Origin of the sequence: Shimazuella alba (assembly GCF_009831235.1) — a bacterium.
GTDB classification, from domain to species: Bacteria; Bacillota; Bacilli; order Thermoactinomycetales; family Thermoactinomycetaceae; genus Shimazuella; species Shimazuella alba.
In genome coordinates, this window is sequence record NZ_WUUL01000005.1 from 139725 (window position 1) to 159950 (window position 20226).

22 protein-coding genes and 1 pseudogene are annotated in these 20226 nt (G+C 39.1%); 8 read left to right on the forward strand and 15 right to left on the reverse strand.

Going from position 1 to position 20226, the window contains the following annotated elements; genetic code table 11:
- Nucleotides 1-6 precede the first annotated feature (6 nt).
- From GSM42_RS09180 to GSM42_RS09200, 5 genes are all read right to left on the reverse strand, one after another.
- Nucleotides 7-747 (reverse strand): IclR family transcriptional regulator, encoded by a 741-nt coding sequence (locus GSM42_RS09180; protein WP_160801246.1) that lies wholly within the window; start codon nt 745-747, stop codon nt 7-9.
- Between the two features lie 128 nt (nt 748-875).
- The gene (locus tag GSM42_RS09185; RefSeq protein ID WP_160801247.1) at nt 876-2294 is read right to left on the reverse strand and encodes a HAMP domain-containing sensor histidine kinase; all 1419 of its coding nucleotides are present in this window, start codon (nt 2292-2294) and stop codon (nt 876-878) included.
- A 1-nt stretch (nt 2295) separates the two neighbouring features.
- Nucleotides 2296-2994, reverse strand: a complete 699-nt coding sequence (locus GSM42_RS09190) for a response regulator transcription factor (protein WP_160801248.1) — start codon at nt 2992-2994, stop codon at nt 2296-2298.
- A complete protein-coding gene (locus tag GSM42_RS09195; RefSeq protein WP_160801249.1) occupies nt 2995-3606 on the reverse strand; it encodes a DedA family protein in 612 nt (203 codons plus the stop codon). It lies immediately after the preceding gene.
- A 112-nt stretch (nt 3607-3718) separates the two neighbouring features.
- Entirely contained in the window at nt 3719-4267 is a 549-nt protein-coding gene (locus GSM42_RS09200; RefSeq protein WP_160801250.1) for a class I SAM-dependent methyltransferase, read from the reverse strand.
- Between the two features lie 200 nt (nt 4268-4467).
- Between GSM42_RS09200 and acnA the strand changes: the two genes are divergently transcribed.
- Nucleotides 4468-7179, forward strand: a complete 2712-nt coding sequence (acnA, locus tag GSM42_RS09205; protein WP_160801251.1) for an aconitate hydratase AcnA — start codon at nt 4468-4470, stop codon at nt 7177-7179.
- Nucleotides 7180-7833: 654 nt separating this feature from the next.
- Here the strand turns inward: acnA and GSM42_RS09210 are convergent.
- On the reverse strand, nt 7834-8097 hold the full coding sequence (locus GSM42_RS09210; RefSeq protein ID WP_160801252.1) for a hypothetical protein: 264 nt from the start codon (nt 8095-8097) through the stop codon (nt 7834-7836).
- A 204-nt stretch (nt 8098-8301) separates the two neighbouring features.
- Between GSM42_RS09210 and GSM42_RS09215 the strand changes: the two genes are divergently transcribed.
- Entirely contained in the window at nt 8302-8640 is a 339-nt protein-coding gene (locus GSM42_RS09215) for a hypothetical protein (RefSeq protein WP_160801253.1), read from the forward strand.
- A 441-nt stretch (nt 8641-9081) separates the two neighbouring features.
- A complete protein-coding gene (locus tag GSM42_RS09220; protein ID WP_237446535.1) occupies nt 9082-11025 on the forward strand; it encodes a glycoside hydrolase family 3 protein in 1944 nt (647 codons plus the stop codon).
- A gap of 126 nt (nt 11026-11151) precedes the next feature.
- Here the strand turns inward: GSM42_RS09220 and GSM42_RS09225 are convergent, their stop codons facing one another.
- Together GSM42_RS09225 and GSM42_RS09230 are read right to left on the reverse strand one after the other, a co-directional pair.
- Nucleotides 11152-11388, reverse strand: a complete 237-nt coding sequence (locus GSM42_RS09225) for a hypothetical protein (protein ID WP_160801254.1) — start codon at nt 11386-11388, stop codon at nt 11152-11154.
- A 10-nt stretch (nt 11389-11398) separates the two neighbouring features.
- Nucleotides 11399-11821, reverse strand: coding sequence for a winged helix-turn-helix transcriptional regulator (locus GSM42_RS09230; RefSeq protein WP_160801255.1), 423 nt, complete (start codon nt 11819-11821; stop codon nt 11399-11401).
- A 167-nt stretch (nt 11822-11988) separates the two neighbouring features.
- On the opposite strand from GSM42_RS09230, the gene GSM42_RS09235 reads away from it, so the two are divergent.
- The gene (locus GSM42_RS09235; RefSeq protein ID WP_160801256.1) at nt 11989-12504 is read left to right on the forward strand and encodes a Gfo/Idh/MocA family protein; all 516 of its coding nucleotides are present in this window, start codon (nt 11989-11991) and stop codon (nt 12502-12504) included.
- Nucleotides 12455-13120 (forward strand): Gfo/Idh/MocA family oxidoreductase, encoded by a 666-nt coding sequence (locus GSM42_RS09240; protein ID WP_237446548.1) that lies wholly within the window; start codon nt 12455-12457, stop codon nt 13118-13120. Before GSM42_RS09235 ends, GSM42_RS09240 begins: the two co-directional genes overlap by 50 nt.
- A gap of 114 nt (nt 13121-13234) precedes the next feature.
- On the opposite strand, the gene GSM42_RS09245 is transcribed toward GSM42_RS09240, so the two are convergent.
- Nucleotides 13235-14050: an ATP-binding cassette domain-containing protein gene (locus GSM42_RS09245; RefSeq protein ID WP_160801258.1), complete on the reverse strand. Its 816-nt coding sequence runs from the start codon at nt 14048-14050 to the stop codon at nt 13235-13237.
- 300 nt (nt 14051-14350) lie between these two features.
- A complete protein-coding gene (gene tpx, locus GSM42_RS09250) occupies nt 14351-14872 on the reverse strand; it encodes a thiol peroxidase (protein ID WP_160801259.1) in 522 nt (173 codons plus the stop codon).
- Between the two features lie 135 nt (nt 14873-15007).
- Here tpx and GSM42_RS09255 point away from each other — a divergent pair, with 135 nt between their 5' ends.
- Both GSM42_RS09255 and GSM42_RS09260 read left to right on the forward strand, forming a co-directional pair.
- Nucleotides 15008-15349: a hypothetical protein gene (locus tag GSM42_RS09255; RefSeq protein WP_160801260.1), complete on the forward strand. Its 342-nt coding sequence runs from the start codon at nt 15008-15010 to the stop codon at nt 15347-15349.
- Complete coding sequence (locus GSM42_RS09260; RefSeq protein WP_160801261.1) at nt 15327-15914, forward strand: YdcF family protein; 588 nt, start codon at nt 15327-15329, stop codon at nt 15912-15914. Before GSM42_RS09255 ends, GSM42_RS09260 begins: the two co-directional genes overlap by 23 nt.
- Here GSM42_RS09260 and GSM42_RS09265 read toward each other — a convergent pair.
- Complete coding sequence (locus GSM42_RS09265) at nt 15888-16271, reverse strand: DUF309 domain-containing protein (protein ID WP_160801262.1); 384 nt, start codon at nt 16269-16271, stop codon at nt 15888-15890. The genes GSM42_RS09260 and GSM42_RS09265 overlap by 27 nt on opposite strands.
- A gap of 32 nt (nt 16272-16303) precedes the next feature.
- Between GSM42_RS09265 and GSM42_RS09270 the strand changes: the two genes are divergently transcribed.
- Nucleotides 16304-16534, forward strand: coding sequence for a DUF1128 family protein (locus GSM42_RS09270; protein ID WP_160801263.1), 231 nt, complete (start codon nt 16304-16306; stop codon nt 16532-16534).
- Here GSM42_RS09270 and GSM42_RS09275 read toward each other — a convergent pair.
- From GSM42_RS09275 to GSM42_RS09290, 4 genes and pseudogenes are all read right to left on the reverse strand, one after another.
- Complete coding sequence (locus GSM42_RS09275; protein WP_160801264.1) at nt 16522-16914, reverse strand: acyl-CoA thioesterase; 393 nt, start codon at nt 16912-16914, stop codon at nt 16522-16524. The genes GSM42_RS09270 and GSM42_RS09275 overlap by 13 nt on opposite strands.
- A 226-nt stretch (nt 16915-17140) precedes the next feature.
- A pseudogene (locus tag GSM42_RS09280) lies at nt 17141-18566 on the reverse strand (IS4 family transposase).
- Between the two features lie 230 nt (nt 18567-18796).
- A complete protein-coding gene (locus GSM42_RS20580; RefSeq protein WP_237446536.1) occupies nt 18797-18937 on the reverse strand; it encodes a hypothetical protein in 141 nt (46 codons plus the stop codon).
- A gap of 349 nt (nt 18938-19286) precedes the next feature.
- On the reverse strand, nt 19287-20138 hold the full coding sequence (locus tag GSM42_RS09290) for a LysR family transcriptional regulator (protein ID WP_160801265.1): 852 nt from the start codon (nt 20136-20138) through the stop codon (nt 19287-19289).
- Nucleotides 20139-20226 lie beyond the last annotated feature (88 nt).

Here is a 20226-nt window from a genome sequence, read left to right on the forward strand (position 1 = left end):
CCGATACTATTTCGCGATCTGCTTACAATGTTCTGCTGCTTGTTTGAGCGACGGTACAAATGTCGACATTTGATCTACACTCATTCTGGACACTGGCCCTGATACTGCAAGAGCCGCAAGTAAATGACCATCTCGGTGAAATACTGGTACGGATATCGCAGCTGTGCCCGTTTCTCTTTCCTCTACACTTAAGGCATAGCCATTCTGCTTAATATCTTCTAATTGTCTCTCATAATCTTGTATTTCTTGCTCTGACATACCAGACTGGGCTAATAAACGATTTCGATCATTTTTCGGCAGAAAAGCCATAAAGACTTTACCAGAAGCACCGACGATAATAGGCATCCGTACTCCGATTGGAGCTACTCGTCTGATCGCTTGATTGGATTCCACTGCCTGTACACGAATACGCTCTGTTCCATCTTGTATGTATAAACTTACTGTTTCATCCAGAGTATCTCGCAATAATTCCATCTCAGGGATAAATAACATAGCCGGATCACTGGATTGATAGATTTGACCAGCTAACTCCCAAATCCTTATTCCTAATTGATACTTATCCGAACGTAAGTCTCGTTTGATAAAACCTTTTCCTTCAAGAGTCGCAAGGAGTCGGAAGACAGTACTTTTATTTAACCCAGTCTCTCTGGCTATTTCCGTTAGACCAAGCTCTGCGTTGTTGGTAAAACATAATAATATATCTAAAGCACGTTCTGCTGCCCGTACTGTATTTTTCTTCTCATCCATTTCAAGACCTCCTCGCAAAGCCTTTTGTTCATTATATAACAAAACACCTCTGTTGAGGTGTTTTGTCCGTATCTATAGAAGAATGTAGATTTATCGTTACCCCTGTCGGGGAGGTCACTTAGTCCAAATTAAATCCAAGAACTTTCCCTTTTTCCGTTCTCAATAGGAAATAACATTTGAAATGTAAGCTTTCCATCTGCTTGTCTGGCCTTAATACTCCCCTTATGCAATTCTACAATTCGTTTGACAATCGCCAATCCCAATCCTGTACTACCATTTGATCGTGCAGAGTCTCCTGTAACAAAGGTATCAAATAATCGAGAAAACGTCACTTCGTCTATGATTTCTGCCTGATTGATTACGGTTAACTCTGCAAATTCCCCTCTTCGATTCAAAGATATTCTCACAACACTTGGCTTTACAGCATAACGAATAATATTTTGCATGAGATTATCCATTAGACGGACAAATAAAATAGGATCTACTTCTACCTGTAACGACTCATCCTGAAAGTCCATTTGTACTTGTAACTGTGCCTGTTCGAGTAGAAAGACTTCCTCTTCCATTTGTTGATAGAGCAGATGCTGCAGAGTATGCGTTTTTGGCCGGAATGGAGCTTCGTGATACATGAGTTTGTTAAACAAAAACAATTGATCAGTCAAACGCCTTAATACGTCTGCTTTTGATAACGCTATCTGAACATACGTTTCTCGTTGCTCTGTTGATAAATCGCGTTGTTCCAATAGATAGCGCAAGTAACCAATGATAGAAGTTAAAGGTGTCCGAACATCATGAGAAAGATTAGTAGTCAGTTCCATTCGTTCTTCCTCTAATTTCTGCTGATTTTCTATGCTGCTTTTTAACTTACTTGCCATCAGATTTACATGGGTTGCAATGCTACCAATCTCATCTTTGCTGCGTTCGGCTAGGGAGATACTCAAATCACCGTGAGCGATTTTATCTAGCCCGCTTGTAATCTCTTTCAATTGTTTTAATTTATTGTTGGTAAGAATAAAATAAGTCAGCAAAAATCCCAATATCCCAAAAGAAATCGTAAAAAACGGATTTCCTTTGTCATAAGTAGTCGAATTACCAGTTAATTTTTTTTGCATAAACAAAAAGACATACTTTCCTTCATACAGTATCGGTTGAAAAGCATAAAATGTTCGTTTTTCCGGATAATTGGATGGTTCTTCATTATTTTGCATTGATAGTGAAATATAATCCGAAAATTTGCGATAAGGATCCTTTGAATCAGTAGAATATGCAAGAATATGACTTTGATCATTAATGATAAACATCCTGCTTTGGGACTCCGAACTGTATTTAGTCAAAAGGCTATTCCACTTTGATATTGGTTGCATTTGCAGATTAGACACGTATTTTTCTAATTGTTCTTCTAATTGAAAACGAAGAGGATAATAATAACGAGTGTAACTATCTATTTCTACCTTTCCACCGATCAATGCACAAACAAGACTTACACAAAGACTGATTAGAATGTAAGAAATAAAAAGCCCACGTATACCTACACTGATTTTTCTCATCTTAATCTATCCTTGCAGCAGCTTTATACCCTACTCCCCAAACAGTTTGAATGATAGTTGGCCGCTTAGGATCTCGTTCGATCTTTTCTCTGATCTTTCGGATATGTACCATCACAGTATTATGGGATGTGAGCATTTCTTCTTTCCAAATTCGTTCATAAATCTGCTCTGTTGGCATTACAATATCAGCATGTTGCGCCAATAAAAGTAAAATATCATACTCTCTTGGGGTCAAAGATACTAATTTATCCTCTACTTTTACTTCTCTCTTCCGCACATCAATCGATACATATTGAAGAGATATTTTTTCTTTGCTAGAAGTGGGAGTCGTAAATTGAAAATATCTCCTAAGTTGTGCTTTCACTCTTGCCATCACTTGTAGAGGTTGAAATGGTTTGGTTACATAATCATCCGCACCCATACTCAACCCTTGAATTACTTGTATATCATTTGCATTTGCAGTTAGCATAATGATCGGCATTTGATGATTTGTACGAATTGCAATGCATGCTTCCAAACCATCCATCTCTGGCATCATAATATCTAGTAAAACAAGATCTATTTTTTGTTTCTCTATTGTTTTTAAAGCTTCTGCTCCATTAGAAGCATGCACCACTTGATACCCTTCATTTCGCAAATACAATTCTAGCAAGTTTCGAATATCTCGATCATCATCCACTACAAGAATCGTTGTCGGCATTTAATTGCTCACCTTTGTCATTTTTTTTTGCCGATAAGCATGGATCACTTGAAAAACAACAATGCCTAGTAAAATAACTCCTAGTGCTACATATCCCCAATTGCGGCTTGTTGCGGCAATCACAGGAATTGCTTGTCCAAATTGATAACCGAGCCAGAAAAATGCTCCAGTCCACGCGAGCCCAATGGAATAGGAATATAAGGCATAATCTCTAAATTTCATTTTGTTACTTCCCACTACGTAAGGTATTACATGTCGGACAACTGGTAAGAAATAGCTGACACAAAGCGCAAACTTACCATACTTCTGTACCAATTTTTCCGATCTTTGCAGATAAGAACGCCATTTTTCTTTCTCACGAAACTTTTTGGTTAAGCCTACTCCATAATATCTACCTAATGTATATCCAATCGATAAACCAGATACTACCCCTAAATAAGTGATAACAAAGGAAGGAGCAAGCTTTAATACACCTAGTGAAGAAACAAAGCCACCTGTCATGACAATCACTTCGTCCGGAATAGGCATACCGACAATACCTAACCAAAGACAGAAAAATAATGCCACGTAACCATATTGACTAATCCAATCCATCAATTGTTCCATTCCCATTTTACTCTTCCTCCTTTCAACAAGAACCAAACTGCTACTAGTCTCAATAAAAGACAGAATGGGACAACTCCATAAATCATTAATTTTATTAGATTACCATCTACCATAACTCTCACCCACCTAACTTACAAATATAAACGAAACTTGGTGGAATATTTATCGGAACAAATCTAACATCTACTTGTCCAAAATGATTCAAAAGGTATTTTTTCATTTGTAAGGAATACTGAAACTGAACAAAAATACCATCATTCATTAAAACGCTACTTGCTTCTTCTAAAATTCTTGTTGTTAACATACTAGGGAAATTAGCAAATGGCAAACAGGATATGATTGCATCTACTTTTTCAATGTTGTTTTTCTGGAGTACAACTTGCATTTGCTGCGCATCTTCTGCATGTTGAAAGTGCGGAAATCGATCTTGGAGTTGTTTGCTAAGAATCGGGTCATTTTCAAAGATAAACGCTTTTGCATCTGGAGAGATTCGATTTGCTATTGCATTTGTGACAACACCAGTACCTCCACCTAGTTCTACTACTGTTTTTATTTTGTCCCAAGGAATTGGATCTACTAATGCATGAACTAAAAATTTAGAACTGGGAACAATACTACCTATACTTCGTGGAGATTGAAGAAAACGACCCAATAATTGTAAATGCATGATGCACTTCCTTTCATCGCTTTACATTCTAGTTGCTTTACATTCTAGTGACGAAAAGGGAAAAAAATAGTAAGGAATTCTTAAGATTCCCTGAAGAAAAAAAGTTATTAGCTGATTTACAGAAAACCCTTATCACGGTATAATAATTACGAAAAAGAAACTGTGTTTCATCTAGTGAAACTAAAAAGGAGGTATTCCCCATGGATTTATCTACTGTACGTGTTCCCTTAACCGTTAATGGTCGTCCATATGTGATCTATGATATCAATCAATTAGAAAAACAAGGATTAGGCGATGTCTCCCGGCTTCCCTTCTCTATTAAAGTAATACTAGAAGCAGCTGTTCGCGGATTTGATGGCAAATCAGTGACTGCTGATCACATTGCTCAACTCCTGAATTGGACAAAAAACAAAAGTGAAAAAGAAATCGCATTCAAACCTGCACGTATTGTGCTTCAAGATTTTACTGGTGTCCCTGCTGTTGTAGATTTAGCAGCACTTCGGTCTGCTATGTCTCGTGTTGGTGGTGATCCAAAACGCATCAATCCTCTTATCCCTGTTGATTTGGTCATTGACCACTCTGTTATGGTGGATGAAGCAGGAACAGCCACTGCTCTTTCCAATAACATGAAACTGGAATTTGAACGAAACGCAGAACGTTATCGTCTACTTCGCTGGGCAAAAGAGGCATTTTCTAATTTCCGAGCAGTACCACCAGCAACTGGAATTGTGCACCAAGTAAACTTAGAGTTCCTAGCCAGTGTGGTAACTTCTCGTGAGGAGAAAGGAGAAACAGTACTCTACCCTGACTCCCTAGTAGGAACAGACTCCCACACCACCATGGTAAATGGTTTAGGTGTCGTCGGTTGGGGTGTTGGTGGTATCGAAGCAGAAGCTGGAATGCTTGGCCAACCATTGTATTTTGTAACTCCAGAAGTAGTCGGATTTAAACTTACTGGAAAATTGCCTGAAGGTGCTACCGCTACAGACTTAGCTTTGACGGTAACAGAACTTCTTCGTAAAAAAGGCGTTGTTGGTAAGTTTGTTGAGTTTTATGGAGCAGGACTTAGCAACCTCAGCTTAGCTGATCGTGCTACCGTCGCAAATATGGCTCCTGAATATGGCGCAACGGTCGGGTTCTTCCCTGTTGATGAAGAGTCTCTTCATTACCTTGCGCAAACAGGTCGAGACAAAGATCATATCGATTTGATCCGTGAATACTGTATTGCTCAAGGATTATTCCGAACAGACGATACACCAGATCCATATTTCCGTGATACAGTTGAACTGGATTTAAACAATGTAAAACCAAGTTTAGCAGGTCCAAAGCGTCCACAGGACCGTGTAGACCTAAGCAATATGAAAAAAGTGTGGCAAAATACACTTGTCAAACCAATTGACGAACGCGGTTTTGGATTGACAAAAGATAAATTAGATGCGACTGGCTCCATTACACGTGATGGCAAAACGTATGAACTTCCTCACGGTGCTGTCGCTATCGCTGCTATCACCAGCTGTACCAATACCTCTAATCCATCTGTGATGATCGGAGCAGGGCTTATTGCGAAGAAGGCTGTTGAAAAAGGATTAGAAGTCCCTGCATATGTAAAAAGCAGTCTAACTCCTGGTTCCCAAGTAGTGACCAGATATTTAGAAAAAGCTAACCTACTGCCTGCCCTTGAATCACTCGGCTTTAATGTTGCAGGTTACGGTTGTGCCACTTGTATCGGAAACAGTGGACCACTAGCAGATGATGTAAGTAACGAAATTGCCGACCATGATCTCACCGTTGCCTCTGTACTCAGTGGGAACCGTAATTTTGAAGGCCGTATTCATCCATTAGTCAAAGCTAACTATTTGGCATCTCCGCCACTTGTGGTTGCTTATGCACTTGCTGGAACAGTGAATATCGACTTTGAAACAGAAGCCATTGGCAAAGACAGAAATGGAGAACCTGTTTACCTTCGCGATATCTGGCCAAGTTCATTTGAAATTAGCGAAGTCATGGAACAAGCAATTGATAGTGAACAATTCCGTAATCAGTACAGCAAAGTCTTTGATGCAAATGAAGAGTGGAATGCACTACCTACACCAAAAGGAGTCTTATATGAATGGGATGAAAAATCCACCTACATTCAAGAGCCACCATTCTTTGTAGATTTAGCTTCTCAAGCCGGCACTATTGAATCCATTCGTGGAGCTCGGGCACTTGCTATCTTTGGTGATTCTGTCACAACAGACCATATCTCTCCGGCAGGCAGTATTGCACCATCTAGTCCAGCTGGTCGTTATTTGCAAGAAAATAATGTTGCTGTAAGAGATTTTAACTCCTATGGTTCACGTCGCGGAAATGACCGTATTATGACAAGAGGTACATTTGCCAATATCCGCATTCGTAACAAAATGGTTCCTGGATCAGAAGGCGGTGTAACCAAACATATCCCATCTGGTGAAGTTCTCTCGATTTATGAAGCAGCTAAACGCTACCAGCAAGAGAACACTCCTCTTGTTGTATTAGCTGGAAAAGAATACGGTACAGGTAGCTCTCGTGACTGGGCAGCAAAAGGTACCAACTTATTAGGTGTCAAAGCCGTTATCGCAGAAAGCTTCGAACGTATTCACCGCAGTAACTTGGTTGGGATGGGAGTTCTCCCTCTTCAATTTAAAGAAGGTGAATCTGCAAGTTCTCTTGGCTTTACTGGTGAAGAAGTGTTCCACATTGCAGGCTTAAATGATCAAGTAAAACCAGGAGACAGCTTGACCGTCCAAGCGATAAAAGCAGATGGTTCTTCTGTATCCTTCCAAGCTCTTGTCCGTCTGGACAGCGTAGTAGATGTTGAATACTACCGCAATGGTGGTATTTTGCAAACCGTACTTCGCCAAATTTTAGATGATCAAGGTGTTACTGTTTAATCTTGATTTAAGCTTACTAAATACAAGTAATGAGGAACACGCACTAAGGTTTTATTTGATCTACGACTGAAGTCTTAATCATAAAAGCGGCCATGTAGGCCGCTATTTATTATGAAGTGAAATATCGATAACAAGATAAATTTGTAAGTTCAGAAAAAGAGTGTTTTTATCCATCTTATTCATACTAATTCCATCGAATCGGAAACTTAATCATGATTGTTTTAGAAAGGAGCATTGTTTATGGGTAGATCATCTTATTCCATCCATCTTCCATACCCTTTAAGCATCAGACAAACTTTATCTCTTAATAAGCATCCTTTTCCTTGGTCGAAAGCTTTGTGTGCGAGTTTAGCGGCTTCTATTACTGTAATTATCGGATTATTATTTGGAAATCTAAAATATAGGCTCATAGCAGGACTCGGAGGATTTACTATCTCTACGTATTTCAAATCCCTTATGCACAAAGCGAAAAAAAATAGGAATAACTGGTACCTCCCTGCTACGGACGCTTGCAGCTCATCCCGCGATTTAAACAGTGGTTTTCTCGCTTGAAATGTTATAAAAATGCTCCCCTACCATTACTCTTTCCATCAAAATTCAAGAAGGAGTAGTAAGATACATCCTCATCTTCTACTCCTCCTCGAATTTTTTGTGTTATTGATTGACACCTTTATTTCTCAACCACCAGTATGTATTGTTTCTTCCCAATCGATCTATTTCGTCTAACAATTCCTTAATTCTTGGCTCAACCACTTCCTGCGCTAAATCCCCATTCAAATGCTTTCTCACCAAGTCAATATATAGCTGCATCGTCTCAAGAATATCCATTGCATTTTTATCTATTTTCCGGTCATTTTGTCCTTGAAAACCCATTACTTCCTGAATTAATTTTTCCACGTCCAATTTTTGTTTTTTCATGATGTATAAAACTCCTTTTAACGCTATTTGACAAATTATTCTTCAATTAAATCATAACAAGCTTGCTCCCTCATCGTCCAGTGCCTCTGGTCTTACATTTAATATTAAAAACTTTTTATCTTCGACATTGAACAACAAACAAATTGAAGATCGATTTATATTAGAACGTACCATGCAAGAAACTCACATGAAACAGGAGTACAAATGCTGAGGATCGTGTTCCAGAGCACGGACAACACCCTTCCCTTCGGAAACATCACCATCGGTGTTGAGGACCCCGGAAACTACGACTTCGCCAACTACAAGCTGTACGTGTTCGAAACCAAGGAGAACGGTGAAATCGTTCACCACGACCTTTCGAACGCGACGCAGAACACGGGCGAAAAGCGTCCCGGTCCCTCGTTCAACATCGAGGACAACACCCTCTACGTCGGCAACGGCCAGAGTTGGGCGGCTCCCACGTGGAACGAGCAGTTCGTCTTCGAGCTGTGCAACCCTGAGGACTACATCCTCGCCGATGGGAAGCTGATGAAGAAGAACTGAGTTATGCTCCGTTGAGCTGCCCAGCATCGCTTCTACAGCATGTGGGCTCCCCCCTGCGCATACTACTTGTGTAGGGGACTCATTTTATTCAATGCTATTGGTAAGTTCCCTCACTCACTCCCCTCTACTTCAAAAATAATAAAGAGAATCTGGCGATCTCTAACCAGTTGTTCTAGTTCTTTGGAGAAGGATATTTTTGCAATTCCTATGAAAATAAATAACACTCCTTTGGCTGTTCCCTTCACAAAATAAGAATTTTCATTTGAAAATTTAATAATTTTATAATATATATTGATCATTGTATTTAATTTCGATATCATAAACTCAACCAAGATCATTTTCTTACATATTTCTAGCCACCACAATAAAGCGCTTTCATTTAAGGTGGTCTTTCTTGTTTTCTATCTTGGTTTGCAGATTGTTATAAATTAGGGGGTACTTATGCTAGGAAAAAAACTAATAGCGTTGGGAATGGCTTCTCTTCTGGTAGGAGGAAGCGTGATTGGTGCGAAACCAGCAGTTGCGCAAGAGGCTACTTCCAATGTTGATGTCAAACAAATTGTCGCAAACATGACCCTAGAAGAAAAAGTTGGTCAAATGTTAATGCCTGACTTTCGGAACTGGCAAAAACAAGGAAACAGCAAAGCCACTGGTTTTACCATAATGAATGATGAAGTAGCCTCTATCATAAAAAAATATCATCTTGGCGGCGTGATTTTATTTGCTGAGAATGTGGTAGGAACAGAACAAACCACTCGCTTAGTAGATGGATTGCAAAATGCAAGCGAAAAAATCCCTCTGTTCGTTACTATTGACCAAGAAGGTGGGATTGTAACTCGTTTGCAGTCTGGAACAAACATGCCTGGAAACATGGCATTAGGTGCTGCACGCAGTGAACAACATGCATATGATACTGGGAAAGTGATTGGGGAAGAACTATATTCACTTGGAATCAACGTAAACTTTGCTCCAGATATGGATGTAAACAACAATCCATCCAATCCTGTTATTGGTGTTCGTTCATTTAGTAACAATCCTGAGTTAGTGTCCACACTTGGTACAAGCTTAATCAAAGGACTGCAAGATCAAAATATTGCTACTACAGCAAAGCACTTCCCAGGACATGGTGATACTGCTGTAGATAGTCACTATGGTTTGCCGCTAGTAGATAAAAACCAAGAACAACTACGCAAAGTAGAATTATATCCATTTCAAAAAGCAATTGATAATGGTGTAGATATGATCATGACTGCACATGTTCAATTCCCTGCTTTTGATAACACCACTTACACCAGCAAAAAAGATGGTCAACAAATCATGGTACCTGCTACATTATCCAAAAAGATTTTGACTAGTTTATTGCGTGACGATATGGGCTTTGATGGTGTTATCGTAACAGATGCGCTTAACATGCAAGCAATCGCAGAAAACTTTGGTCAAGCAGAAGCTGTTATCATGGCACTCAATGCAGGTACAGATATTGCTCTGATGCCAGCACCTGTAACGTCTTTGGCTACCGAGAAAAACTTAGATAATGTATTTAAAGCCGTCATCCAAGCAGTAAATGATAAACGAATTCCGATGTCTCGTATTAATGAATCTGTCGAACGTATTCTTACACTTAAAATCAAAAGAGGAATCTACAAACCAGGAACATCCTACACTGCTGATGTAGACAAACTTGTTGAAAATGCATTGCAAGTCGTTGGAAGCAAACAACACCAAGCAATTGAGAAAAAGATCACAGCAGATACTGTGACCTTGTTGAAAAACGAAGACAAAACTTTACCATTTAAACCTAAGAAAAACGATAAAGTCGTTGTTTTCGCACCAAATGAAGATCAAGTCCTAGCCATGAAAACAAAAATCGCTGCTCTTGTGGCTTCGAAAAAGATAAAACCTGTTGATGTACAAGGATTTACGTTTGCGAACAAAACCTTTGATGATAGCATGAAAAAAGCAATCGATGAGGCAAAGTATGTGATAACTGGCTCCTATGTGGTGAAAAATGACCCTGCTGTTAACGATGGTGTGATTGATGACACGGTGATCGATAGCAGCAAATGGGCTACTGTTGTACCTCGTGCGATCATGAACTATGCACAAGGAAAAAACAAAGAAAATGTAATTATCAGTTTGCGCAATCCCTATGATGCGGCTAACTTTTTGGAAGCCGATGCATTATTAGCTGTGTATGGATTTAAAGGATATTCCAATGGTCGTTACAATCAACCAAACATCCCAGCTGGAATCGATGTTATCTTCGGTCAAGAGAAAACCGCAGGAAAGCTTCCCGTTGATATTCCATCTGTTACTGATCCCACGAAGACACTCTTTCCATATGGATATGGATTGGACATTCGCAATGGAAAGCTGTTGAAATAATTTTCTAGATAAGAAAAGGACAAGTTCACGAGAACCTGTCCTTTTTATGTGGTCTTTCTTGAATATTTATTTTGGAGAGGCGGTTCTGTCTTCTTCAGATAGAACCGCCTCTTCTAGAAGGGATACTTAGGACTTATCGTCCTTCTCCCAGATGTAAAGATCACCTTCAACATCAGGGGCCCCAAGAGCCGACACGATCTTCTTCCTCACATCGTCTGCCAATGCCAGCAGAGAAATCAATCGACCTCCTGGAGGAAATTGCATTTCCACATCCGACGGCTTCTCAGTACGATTGAGAGCACGGTATACAGCGATGCTGACACCACCGATTGCAACCTTCTTCCAAAACTTCGGCTTCTGCATGCTACTCCTTCTAGACTAGGAATTTTCTCTGTGGTTTTATCATATCAGAAGTCTTTATAGGGGTGGTATATATATTTTTTTCTATCTTTTTAATAATTTTTTCTGCTCCAACTCCTCCATTATATTTTTTCCCCCATTCGCACATAGAAGCCAATTCAGGATAGAGTTGTTGACCAAATTCACAGAATTCGTACTCTACACGTGGAGGAGCCTCCTTATAAACTGTTCGAATTATCACTCCATCTGCTTCTAATTCCCTTACATGCTGTGTCAACATCTTCTGTGTTATATCTGGTATTGCTCTCCTTAATTCTCCCGTTCTCATAGGTTGACGACGCAACAAATATAAAATAAATGTCTTCCACTTGCCAGCAATCACATCCAATGTTGCTTCGAATGGTACATGATAATTCTTACTATCTGTTCTGCCCATATCGTCATCCCCCTTACCATACTTGAAGAGTAACCAAAAGGTACCTATGGCACAAAAAAGCACTTACTTACTTTTATATAGTTATAGTGAAATAATATAAACAGATAAGTTCCATTGCTAATTTACTTTTTATGATATCAAATGATAGACACTTGGAGGCTCAAAAGATGAAAAACAATAAAATTAGAGTTGGAATTATTGGTGCAAATCCAGATAGAAGTTGGGGAAGTGTTGCCCATTTGCCAGCATTACAAAAACTCCCACAATATACGGTGACAGCTGTTGGAGCAACTAGTCAGGCATCAGCCGACAAAGCTACCAAACATTTTGGGATTCCCCATGCATTCGCTGATACTTTCCAGTTAGCAAACCATCCAGAAGTGGATTTGGTCACAGTCGCAGTTAAAGTTCCACACCATCAAACGTTGATTCAAGCAGTTTTGAAAGCTGGAAAACATGTTTTTAGTGAATTCCCACTCGGAAAGACAACAAAAAAATCTAAGAACATCCTACATACTGCACATTCTAGTGGAGCCCGCCATTTTGTTAGACTACAGTCACGTGCTAACCCTGAACTTGCCTATGTGAAACATATGATAAACAAGGGCTATGTAGGGGAAGTACGTGCAGTACATGTCAATTACTCTCTTCCTGTATATCCCACACCGCTCTGCTACGATTGATCAAGATCATGTATACCTGTTAGATGAAAACAATGGAGCAAATAACTTAACTATTACTACTGGACACCTGCTAGATGTAATGATGTATTTATTTGGCTCTTTTATTGATATCTCTGCAACACTTCGAACAGATTCCAAAATCGTTCCAGTCATCGAGACAGGAAAAAAAATAATTGCTACTTCTCCAGATCACCTTGTCATCACTGGAACATTGGAAAATGGCGCGCTCTTTTCTACACATGTTCGTAATACATTTAACAGCAATTTTTCATTCGAGATCAATGGTTCAAAAGGAGATCTGGTCTTAACCTTTCAATCCGTATCACCTAGTAAGATGTTTCAGATTGACCCATTTATCATCTTAGGCTCACAAGGAAAAGGAAATGTACTCAAACAACTTTCTGTTCCATCAGAATACTACCTAGCACCAAAAAATATCGAATCCATTCCTGCATACAACATTGCACAACTTTACACCATTATCTATCAAGACTTAAAAGATAATACACATGTTGCTCTTAGTTTTCATACAGCAATAAACATCCATCAGCTTTTTGATGAGATCCGCCTAGCAGCAAATACAAAGCAAACACATACGCTTTCTAAAAAAGTATGATGCTAAAAAAGCCGATTACCTTCTTTATAATAGGTAGATCGGCTTTAATCCATCACACTCCATAGACTAGAAAAAAGACTCCTTTGCAAGGAATTTCTGAGGACAACACTCTACCTAATTCTCCTGAATTTTCAAACCAGAAAACGTTTGCATTGCTTTGTACCAGCCTTCAACCGTTCCTTCTTTCACACTTGCGGTCAAATACTTTCTTCTACCTAACCTACGACAAGATCCATTTTCCAATAAAATCAAGTCATCTGCACATTCTGCAAATGCTAAATTATTAGTGCTGATAAGTACAATCTGATCTTTGGGCTGGCGTGTGATTTCTTGCCACAATATCTGTTTGCCAATTGGATCTAGTCCTCTGGTTGGTTCATCTAATAGCAAAATATTAGGTGATTTCACAAAACATTCTGCAAGGAAATAACGCTTTAATACTGGACCTATCAATTTGGAGACTGGTGTCTTTCTCCAACCTGCTAATCCCCACCTCGCGATGCATTCTGCTGCATGTTTTCTTGGAGATGCCACACGACGAAGCTGAGCGTAATAAAGCAGTGTTTCTTCTACTGTTTCGTCATAGCGAAGTGCTGGTACTGTTGGTAGATAAGCTATTTTGTCTCTCCAATCACTCAAACTCGTAGAATCACTTGCAACAACACTACCTCGGGACCATATAAATCTTCCGCCTTCTCGGGAACCATATGTTATCCTTCCATCGTCTGGCAGCATTGTAGCAGCTGTCAACCTAAGTAATGTAGACTTACCAGCGCCTTCAGGACCTAAAATGACAGTAACACCAGCACGAACCGTAGCTGAAAAATCGAGTAACCCTAGAATACTTTTCTTCTCTTTAAGAGAATTCGAACCTTTATGAGAATTGTACTTTTTTGTAATATGTGACCATTCAATCCACAAATCAGCCATCCATCCTTTCTCTACCCTTATTCTTGGGTTAACTCATGATCTAAACAAAATAGGGTAATAACCCATTTAAAATTCCATCTCTTTGGTAAATAATTCTATTATACAGATATCTTACCATGAATAGGGAAAAAGAAAAGATAGAAACTGCAAAAAACACACAAATGTAAATAATAAACTTTTTTGTCATAAATTATATTTGGATAAAAATGTATTAATTTATAATTTCATCCATGTAACGTTTTACCTGCAAAAAGGCAAACATAAAAATCGACTCCAGTAAAACACGGAGTCGATTGCATGTTATGCTTGATTTGCTTTTTTCGCAGCTTCAACCGGAGCTTCGTAATTAGGATGATCGGTTGCTTCTGGGCAGTACTCTACATAGATAACTTTATCATTCTTATCTACTACAAAAACCGCACGGGTAAGAAGACGAAGATCTTTTATGACCACTCCATAAGCTGTACCGAAGGAAAGATCACGATGATCAGATACAGTCTGCACTTGATCAATACCTGCTGCACCACACCAACGCTTTTGAGCAAATGGCAAATCAACACTAACTGTCAATACTTTTACATTGTCTAATTTGCCAGCTTCTTCGTTAAAACGACGTGTTTGTGCATCACATACACCCGTATCGAGGGAAGGAACAACACTGATGATACGAACTTGTCCTTTGCTATCATCTAGTGTTACAGGAGAAAGGTCATTCGCAAGTGCAGTAAATGCTGGAGCTTGATCTCCTACTCTGATTTCAGGACCTAGAAGTGTTTTAGCTGCTCCTTTAAATGTAATAGCTGCTTCGCGTTCGATTGTCATGATAATACCTCCTACATATGTATCCCAAGTTCTCTTGAACTTAGGGTTTCTTTCGATTGATATTTCATCCTATAGTTTATCATAATCCTTTGCGAATGCGAGCTTTAGGTTTAAAATAAAAGATGGTGATAAACGATGGAAATAAAAATAAGTGAAATAGCAGCAACTAAATTACGATTACTATTATGGGAAGAAACGACAAATGTAGCCCTCGCAATCCGCATTGTTTTGCTTACTTCTGGCTGCAATACACCTTCATTTGGAATTGAGGTAATTGAACAGAAGAAACAAATGAAAACAAAAACCGTACAGAAGATACCGATCGTTTGGTATCCTGACGATGAACAATGGCTGGTTGGCATTTCAATTGATTTAAATCGAGAGAATGGGAAATTTATCATCGATCATCCAAATCCTTCTCAACTATCAAACTGTACAATGCAACCCCAAGGAGTTGATAACGATTTGGACAAATAAATGGATATGGGTACTGTTTGGCTGTATTCTCATTTTTTGCTGCTCTATTCTCTATCTGTATATCAAAGTATCCCGTTTTGATGAGCAACAAATAGGCAACGAGCATAAAGACGCAGCAATCATACTCGGTGCAGCCTTGTGGCATAACAAACCTTCTCCAGCACTCCGAGAGAGACTGAACACTGCTCTGCAACTGTATAAAGATAAAAAAATTGATCTATTCGTTTTATCTGGCGGTTTGGGTAATGATGAACAACAATCCGAAGCACAAGCGATGAAAACTTATCTACTTCGCCGAGGTGTACCAGAAGACAAAATGATTTTGGAGGGGAAATCAAGCAATACAAAAGAGAACTTAGCATTTACTGCTGTTCTCTTAGGAGATAAACCCATCGATTCTATCTATCTCGTAACACATGATTATCATATGACAAGAGCATTATTGTATGCAAAACAGGCAAACATAACGGTGTCTCCGGCACCAGCACATTCTACTGTTTTGTTTGAACCTTATCATAAATTACGTGAGTGCGCAGCCTTATGGAAGCTCTATTTGTTCGACTAGGCGGATTAATGATTTATCCCATATTTCGATAAAGATAGATGAGGGCACATCATTTGGGAACTTCACCAATTCATCTAAATACTGCTTTGCATCTGAGATTACTTTATCTACTCGGATTCCTTCCCAATGATCAGGATAGATGGTTAGTTTCGGGATGGCAGACTGCATCAGCTTAATCGCTCCAGGACGGTTTCCTTGTCTGGCATGATAACAAGAAACAGCAACCTGCAATAATCCTTGATAGAAAGGCTCTCTGCCTTCTTCTAACCAGAGATCTTCCAGTAGATCATGACAGGTGTAGTAATCCTCCAATTGGTTAAAGGTATACAAAAATGTGATATACTGATTTGCATACATTGTCCCACCTCATTAGAAAAGGATGAGAAATTTTGAATACAAATGATAAGACTACCCCTGATCTTATAACATTAGTAAATGAAATAAAAAGTCATTTGAATGTAGTGAATGCAGCTCTCATACAACCAGAAGATTTCTCTACAGATAATTATGATGACATCGCTGAATTATATTATTATGTGAAAAAGAAGCAAGGCAAATTGACTTTAATGGAAATTGAAGGAGTTCTGGACGAACTACGTTCCCTACGTCAATCAAAATAACGCCTTAATAATTCAGGAAGTGGTTTGCTCTTTCGATTTTCTAAATCGATCGTCACGCTGATGACCTCAGCATCTGCAACCACTTCTCCTTTTTCATTTTTTATCTCTTGAAAAAACACAAAACTACTCTTGCCACATCGCAGCGGTTTTGTCTGAATGGTTAGTCTGTCACCTTGTTTGGCTTCTTTTCGGTACTGGATATGAATACTAACGGTTACAGTTCCCACTCCCATTGCCTTAAACTCATCAAATGGCAGTTTTACTTGGTTATACCACTCTTCTCTTCCCCACTCCAGATACTCTAGGTATTTTGCATTGTTTACATGCCCCATCACATCAATCTCTGTAGAACGCACTTCAATCGATAAACAAACTTCCATCAAATCCCCCCTGTCTTCCTTCAAGTTTATAAAGAAAACTTGGTAATTGGCAAGTCTTAGACGCAGATAGAACCTTAGTTGCTCTTTCTTTATTAGGGGTAGAACCACATGCCCATCAAGCTAAGTGAAACGAATGTTTTTCACGAAATACCTAACACAAGAAAGCCATGCTATTTTGAAGAGGAAGGCACACCAAATAAGCCTAAATAAGGCTTAATTTTGAAAACTATACTCCTTTCGAAGTCGAAATGGTATACTCATAGACAATACTCAAAATGTCAAAGACCGTTTTTTCTCATAGCAGTGAGATTTTCGCCCATTTTTTCCCAATAGATGGAATAGGCGGAGAAGGATCTTTGCATAAGCTTGGGTGCTTTCCTGTATAGCTCGATGGAACAGAGGAAAATACGTTTGAATAATATAAAAAGCTTTATACCCGCTTAACTCTTTTTGTTTTTCTCGCAGCAACAACTCTCGCATCCGAAATAAGGTAGAGGAGCAAATAAGGATGGCAATAAGCTGTCCATAGAGATGGCATTCTAGCCTCTCTCGTTTGACTTCTTTGCATCGATCCATTTGAAAAAACGATTTCCATGTTTTGAACACGATCTCCACTTGGCAAGGCAAAGAATAGAGGTTATGAACTCGTTCCTTGGGAACGATCTAACAAGCAATGGTAATATAGACGTTGATTCCGGTTAACCGCTTGCTTTTCTCGGATTATTTCACTCCTTTTTTCTTCTCTTTATAGGCTTGATCTTTTCGTCTTTTCTGTACTTGAACTTCCGTCAGACGGTATAAAATGACTCGAGCAGGCAGCTTTTTATCCTTCCCAATGTAAGCATCTCGAATTCCCATGGTTTCTCTTGGCTACATTTAACCCATCTTTTCTTCCATATCCAGTAAGAGATACTCCGTTTTTTTCTTAATTGTTCCATTTTGGGGAAATTCAGGTGCTGGATTCTTTTGATAGTTCCGGTTATTGAGCTTCTAACAAGATACATAAGAAACACCACGCCCATCCATCTGATCCAAATCCTCTAGCGAAAAGTAACCAAGGTCTCGGATACACAAGTCTCCGGCTCGAAGGTGGATAAGCAAGTGGTGCCAAAGGTTTTGTCGTTCTTTTTCCCTGCACCTACGTCCAGATTTAAAAATTGTCCACTATGTAAGTCGTATTTCAATTGGATCTTCACCCCAGTCGTATGACTACATCCTCCCGTACCTGGATAATGATCGGTCAGAGAATCCGGTAATTGAAACGTGGTAGAATCCGAAATCCGGATTCGCAAAAAATGATCACGGTATTCATTTGGGATGGCACTCGCTGAACCTAGTTCTGCTTTTAGGAGGCGTGCAAACAATTGCGGAAGAAAGGCAACTGCTTTTTCGTTCCACCGTTGATTTAGACCTTCGGGGCTCATGCTGATCTGTGTTGCAGCTTCTAGTTTACTACATAGTTGAGTAAGCGAGGTACTGGCTAGATTGTGACTCAATCAAACACACAAGGTAACCAGATCTTGGCCCCGATATTTGTTCGTTCGTCTCACGTATTTGGTTGCTTTTGCCAACTTCTCCAGTTCGGTTGGAGAGAGATATTTTTGCAATACCTGCGAAAACAAATGAAGTTCTTCTTTGGTGGATACATTCACAGAAAAACACGTCATCCTTTCCATTTTCATTTCCTAAAGAAAGAATAGCGTGTTTTTTTCGGTTTGGGGGACTATTTTGTTGGTATGAGGTAGAACCAGCAACTCTCGCCTGAGAGGTAAACGAAACCATATAATGGAATAAACCAATCCCAAAGAAGATCTAGATTCATTATTTTATATCGGGAATGACGTTATCACCCGATCATACTCATCCTGAGCTTTTGTTATGGCTAATTTCGAGTAAACTTCAAGCGATTGACGGCTCTAGTATCACCGGAATAGGGTTGAATCAAAGCATCATCAATCCCTTGCTTCTTTAACCAAGTAATTAAGAAATGACGGAACTTATGTGGCGAAATGGATTGTTCCATCCCAGCTAAATCAGAATATTTTTTGAGGATTTTTCGAATGCCTCAATCCGTATACTTCTTTTTCCATGAAGACTCAAACGTAGCACATGGAGAACGCAAATTTCATAGTTCATCCGATTGATCCGCAAGTTCCCTTTTGAATCTTTTTCAATCACATTGTCTTTTCATTTGGCAGGAACAATATCTTGAATCGGAACATCATCTTTTCATGCATAATTTATCTGGGTACTACCCAAAGGCTTCAATCACAGGTTGGTGATTCTTGTTGTTGGAACGAAATTGCAAGGTCTTAAATGATTTATAGGAACTACGTATTTTATAGTATACCTTCCTTGGAATTCCACATGTTTTACAGGCCTTCCTCCTTAACTAGATCTGCAAAAGCTTTGTAAGCATAGCTCACATATTTTTCTCTACTTCTGATAAGACCTGTTTCAATAAATTGATAAGACTCGGGTATAGGGTACACATGTAAATCTTCATATGGACCTTTTAAAACCGATCTAGGCAAAATGGTAGACGTCAACCCAGCTCTTACACTGCTTAAAATCGTTTCTAATGAACTAATCTCAATGAAGTTCTTTAGAGCAACTCCCTCATCCTTCAACCATTGTTCCAATTTCATTCTGAAAGGACAACCTTTTGGAGAGATGGCCCACTTTTGCTCTATTAAAGCTGAGACATCTACTGTCCTGCCAGATAATAATACAATTTCATCCATTAATAAATAGTCGATAACAAAATTTGTAATAGTAAGCTCACCTGTTACAAAAGCAGCATCTAATTCAAAGTTCTTTACCTTCTCCATTAATTCAAGAGGATTGCCTGTTTCTAAACTGAGAGATACTTGTTCATACTGCGATTGATAAGAAGCAATTAGGTTCATGAAATTTCCGCACGTAACCGTTTCAACAACACCTATTTTTAATGAGCCACTTGGTTTACCGTGATCTTGAAGTATTTTGATCGACTCATCTGCCATTTGCAAAATTGAATCTACATACTTACGGAAAAGTGCGCCTTTTTCTGTGATCTGAACTCCTTTAGGTCTTCTATAAAAAAGCAGGACTCCCAACTCATCCTCTAGTTTACGTAACCTTGCAGTTACATTGGACTGAACATAATCTAAACGCTCTGCAGCTCCAGAAATGCTTCCTTCTTCTGCAATTGCTTGAAATAACTTTAGGTCGCTTAGTTCCAAGAATTACACCACCCATCATTCGAAGTGATATCAATATCACTAACAATCATTATACTTGATAATAATATGCATGTATACTCGACTTAGA

Coding starts and splice junctions, on each gene's coding strand:
- GSM42_RS09275 (WP_160801264.1), bottom strand. CDS start 16,914: ATGGAAGTTTGTTTATCGATTGAAGTGCGTTCTACAGAGATTGATGTG.
- GSM42_RS09220 (WP_237446535.1), top strand. CDS start 9,082: ATGCTAGGAAAAAAACTAATAGCGTTGGGAATGGCTTCTCTTCTGGTA.
- GSM42_RS09200 (WP_160801250.1), bottom strand. CDS start 4,267: ATGCATTTACAATTATTGGGTCGTTTTCTTCAATCTCCACGAAGTATA.
- GSM42_RS09265 (WP_160801262.1), bottom strand. CDS start 16,271: ATGTATGCAAATCAGTATATCACATTTTTGTATACCTTTAACCAATTG.
- GSM42_RS09180 (WP_160801246.1), bottom strand. CDS start 747: ATGGATGAGAAGAAAAATACAGTACGGGCAGCAGAACGTGCTTTAGAT.
- GSM42_RS09245 (WP_160801258.1), bottom strand. CDS start 14,050: ATGGCTGATTTGTGGATTGAATGGTCACATATTACAAAAAAGTACAAT.
- GSM42_RS20580 (WP_237446536.1), bottom strand. CDS start 18,937: ATGGAACAATCCATTTCGCCACATAAGTTCCGTCATTTCTTAATTACT.
- acnA (WP_160801251.1), top strand. CDS start 4,468: ATGGATTTATCTACTGTACGTGTTCCCTTAACCGTTAATGGTCGTCCA.
- GSM42_RS09190 (WP_160801248.1), bottom strand. CDS start 2,994: ATGCCGACAACGATTCTTGTAGTGGATGATGATCGAGATATTCGAAAC.
- GSM42_RS09225 (WP_160801254.1), bottom strand. CDS start 11,388: ATGCAGAAGCCGAAGTTTTGGAAGAAGGTTGCAATCGGTGGTGTCAGC.
- GSM42_RS09185 (WP_160801247.1), bottom strand. CDS start 2,294: ATGAGAAAAATCAGTGTAGGTATACGTGGGCTTTTTATTTCTTACATT.
- GSM42_RS09235 (WP_160801256.1), top strand. CDS start 11,989: ATGAAAAACAATAAAATTAGAGTTGGAATTATTGGTGCAAATCCAGAT.
- GSM42_RS09240 (WP_237446548.1), top strand. CDS start 12,455: ATGTCAATTACTCTCTTCCTGTATATCCCACACCGCTCTGCTACGATT.
- GSM42_RS09210 (WP_160801252.1), bottom strand. CDS start 8,097: ATGAAAAAACAAAAATTGGACGTGGAAAAATTAATTCAGGAAGTAATG.
- GSM42_RS09255 (WP_160801260.1), top strand. CDS start 15,008: ATGGAAATAAAAATAAGTGAAATAGCAGCAACTAAATTACGATTACTA.
- tpx (WP_160801259.1), bottom strand. CDS start 14,872: ATGACAATCGAACGCGAAGCAGCTATTACATTTAAAGGAGCAGCTAAA.
- GSM42_RS09195 (WP_160801249.1), bottom strand. CDS start 3,606: ATGGGAATGGAACAATTGATGGATTGGATTAGTCAATATGGTTACGTG.
- GSM42_RS09230 (WP_160801255.1), bottom strand. CDS start 11,821: ATGGGCAGAACAGATAGTAAGAATTATCATGTACCATTCGAAGCAACA.
- GSM42_RS09215 (WP_160801253.1), top strand. CDS start 8,302: ATGCTGAGGATCGTGTTCCAGAGCACGGACAACACCCTTCCCTTCGGA.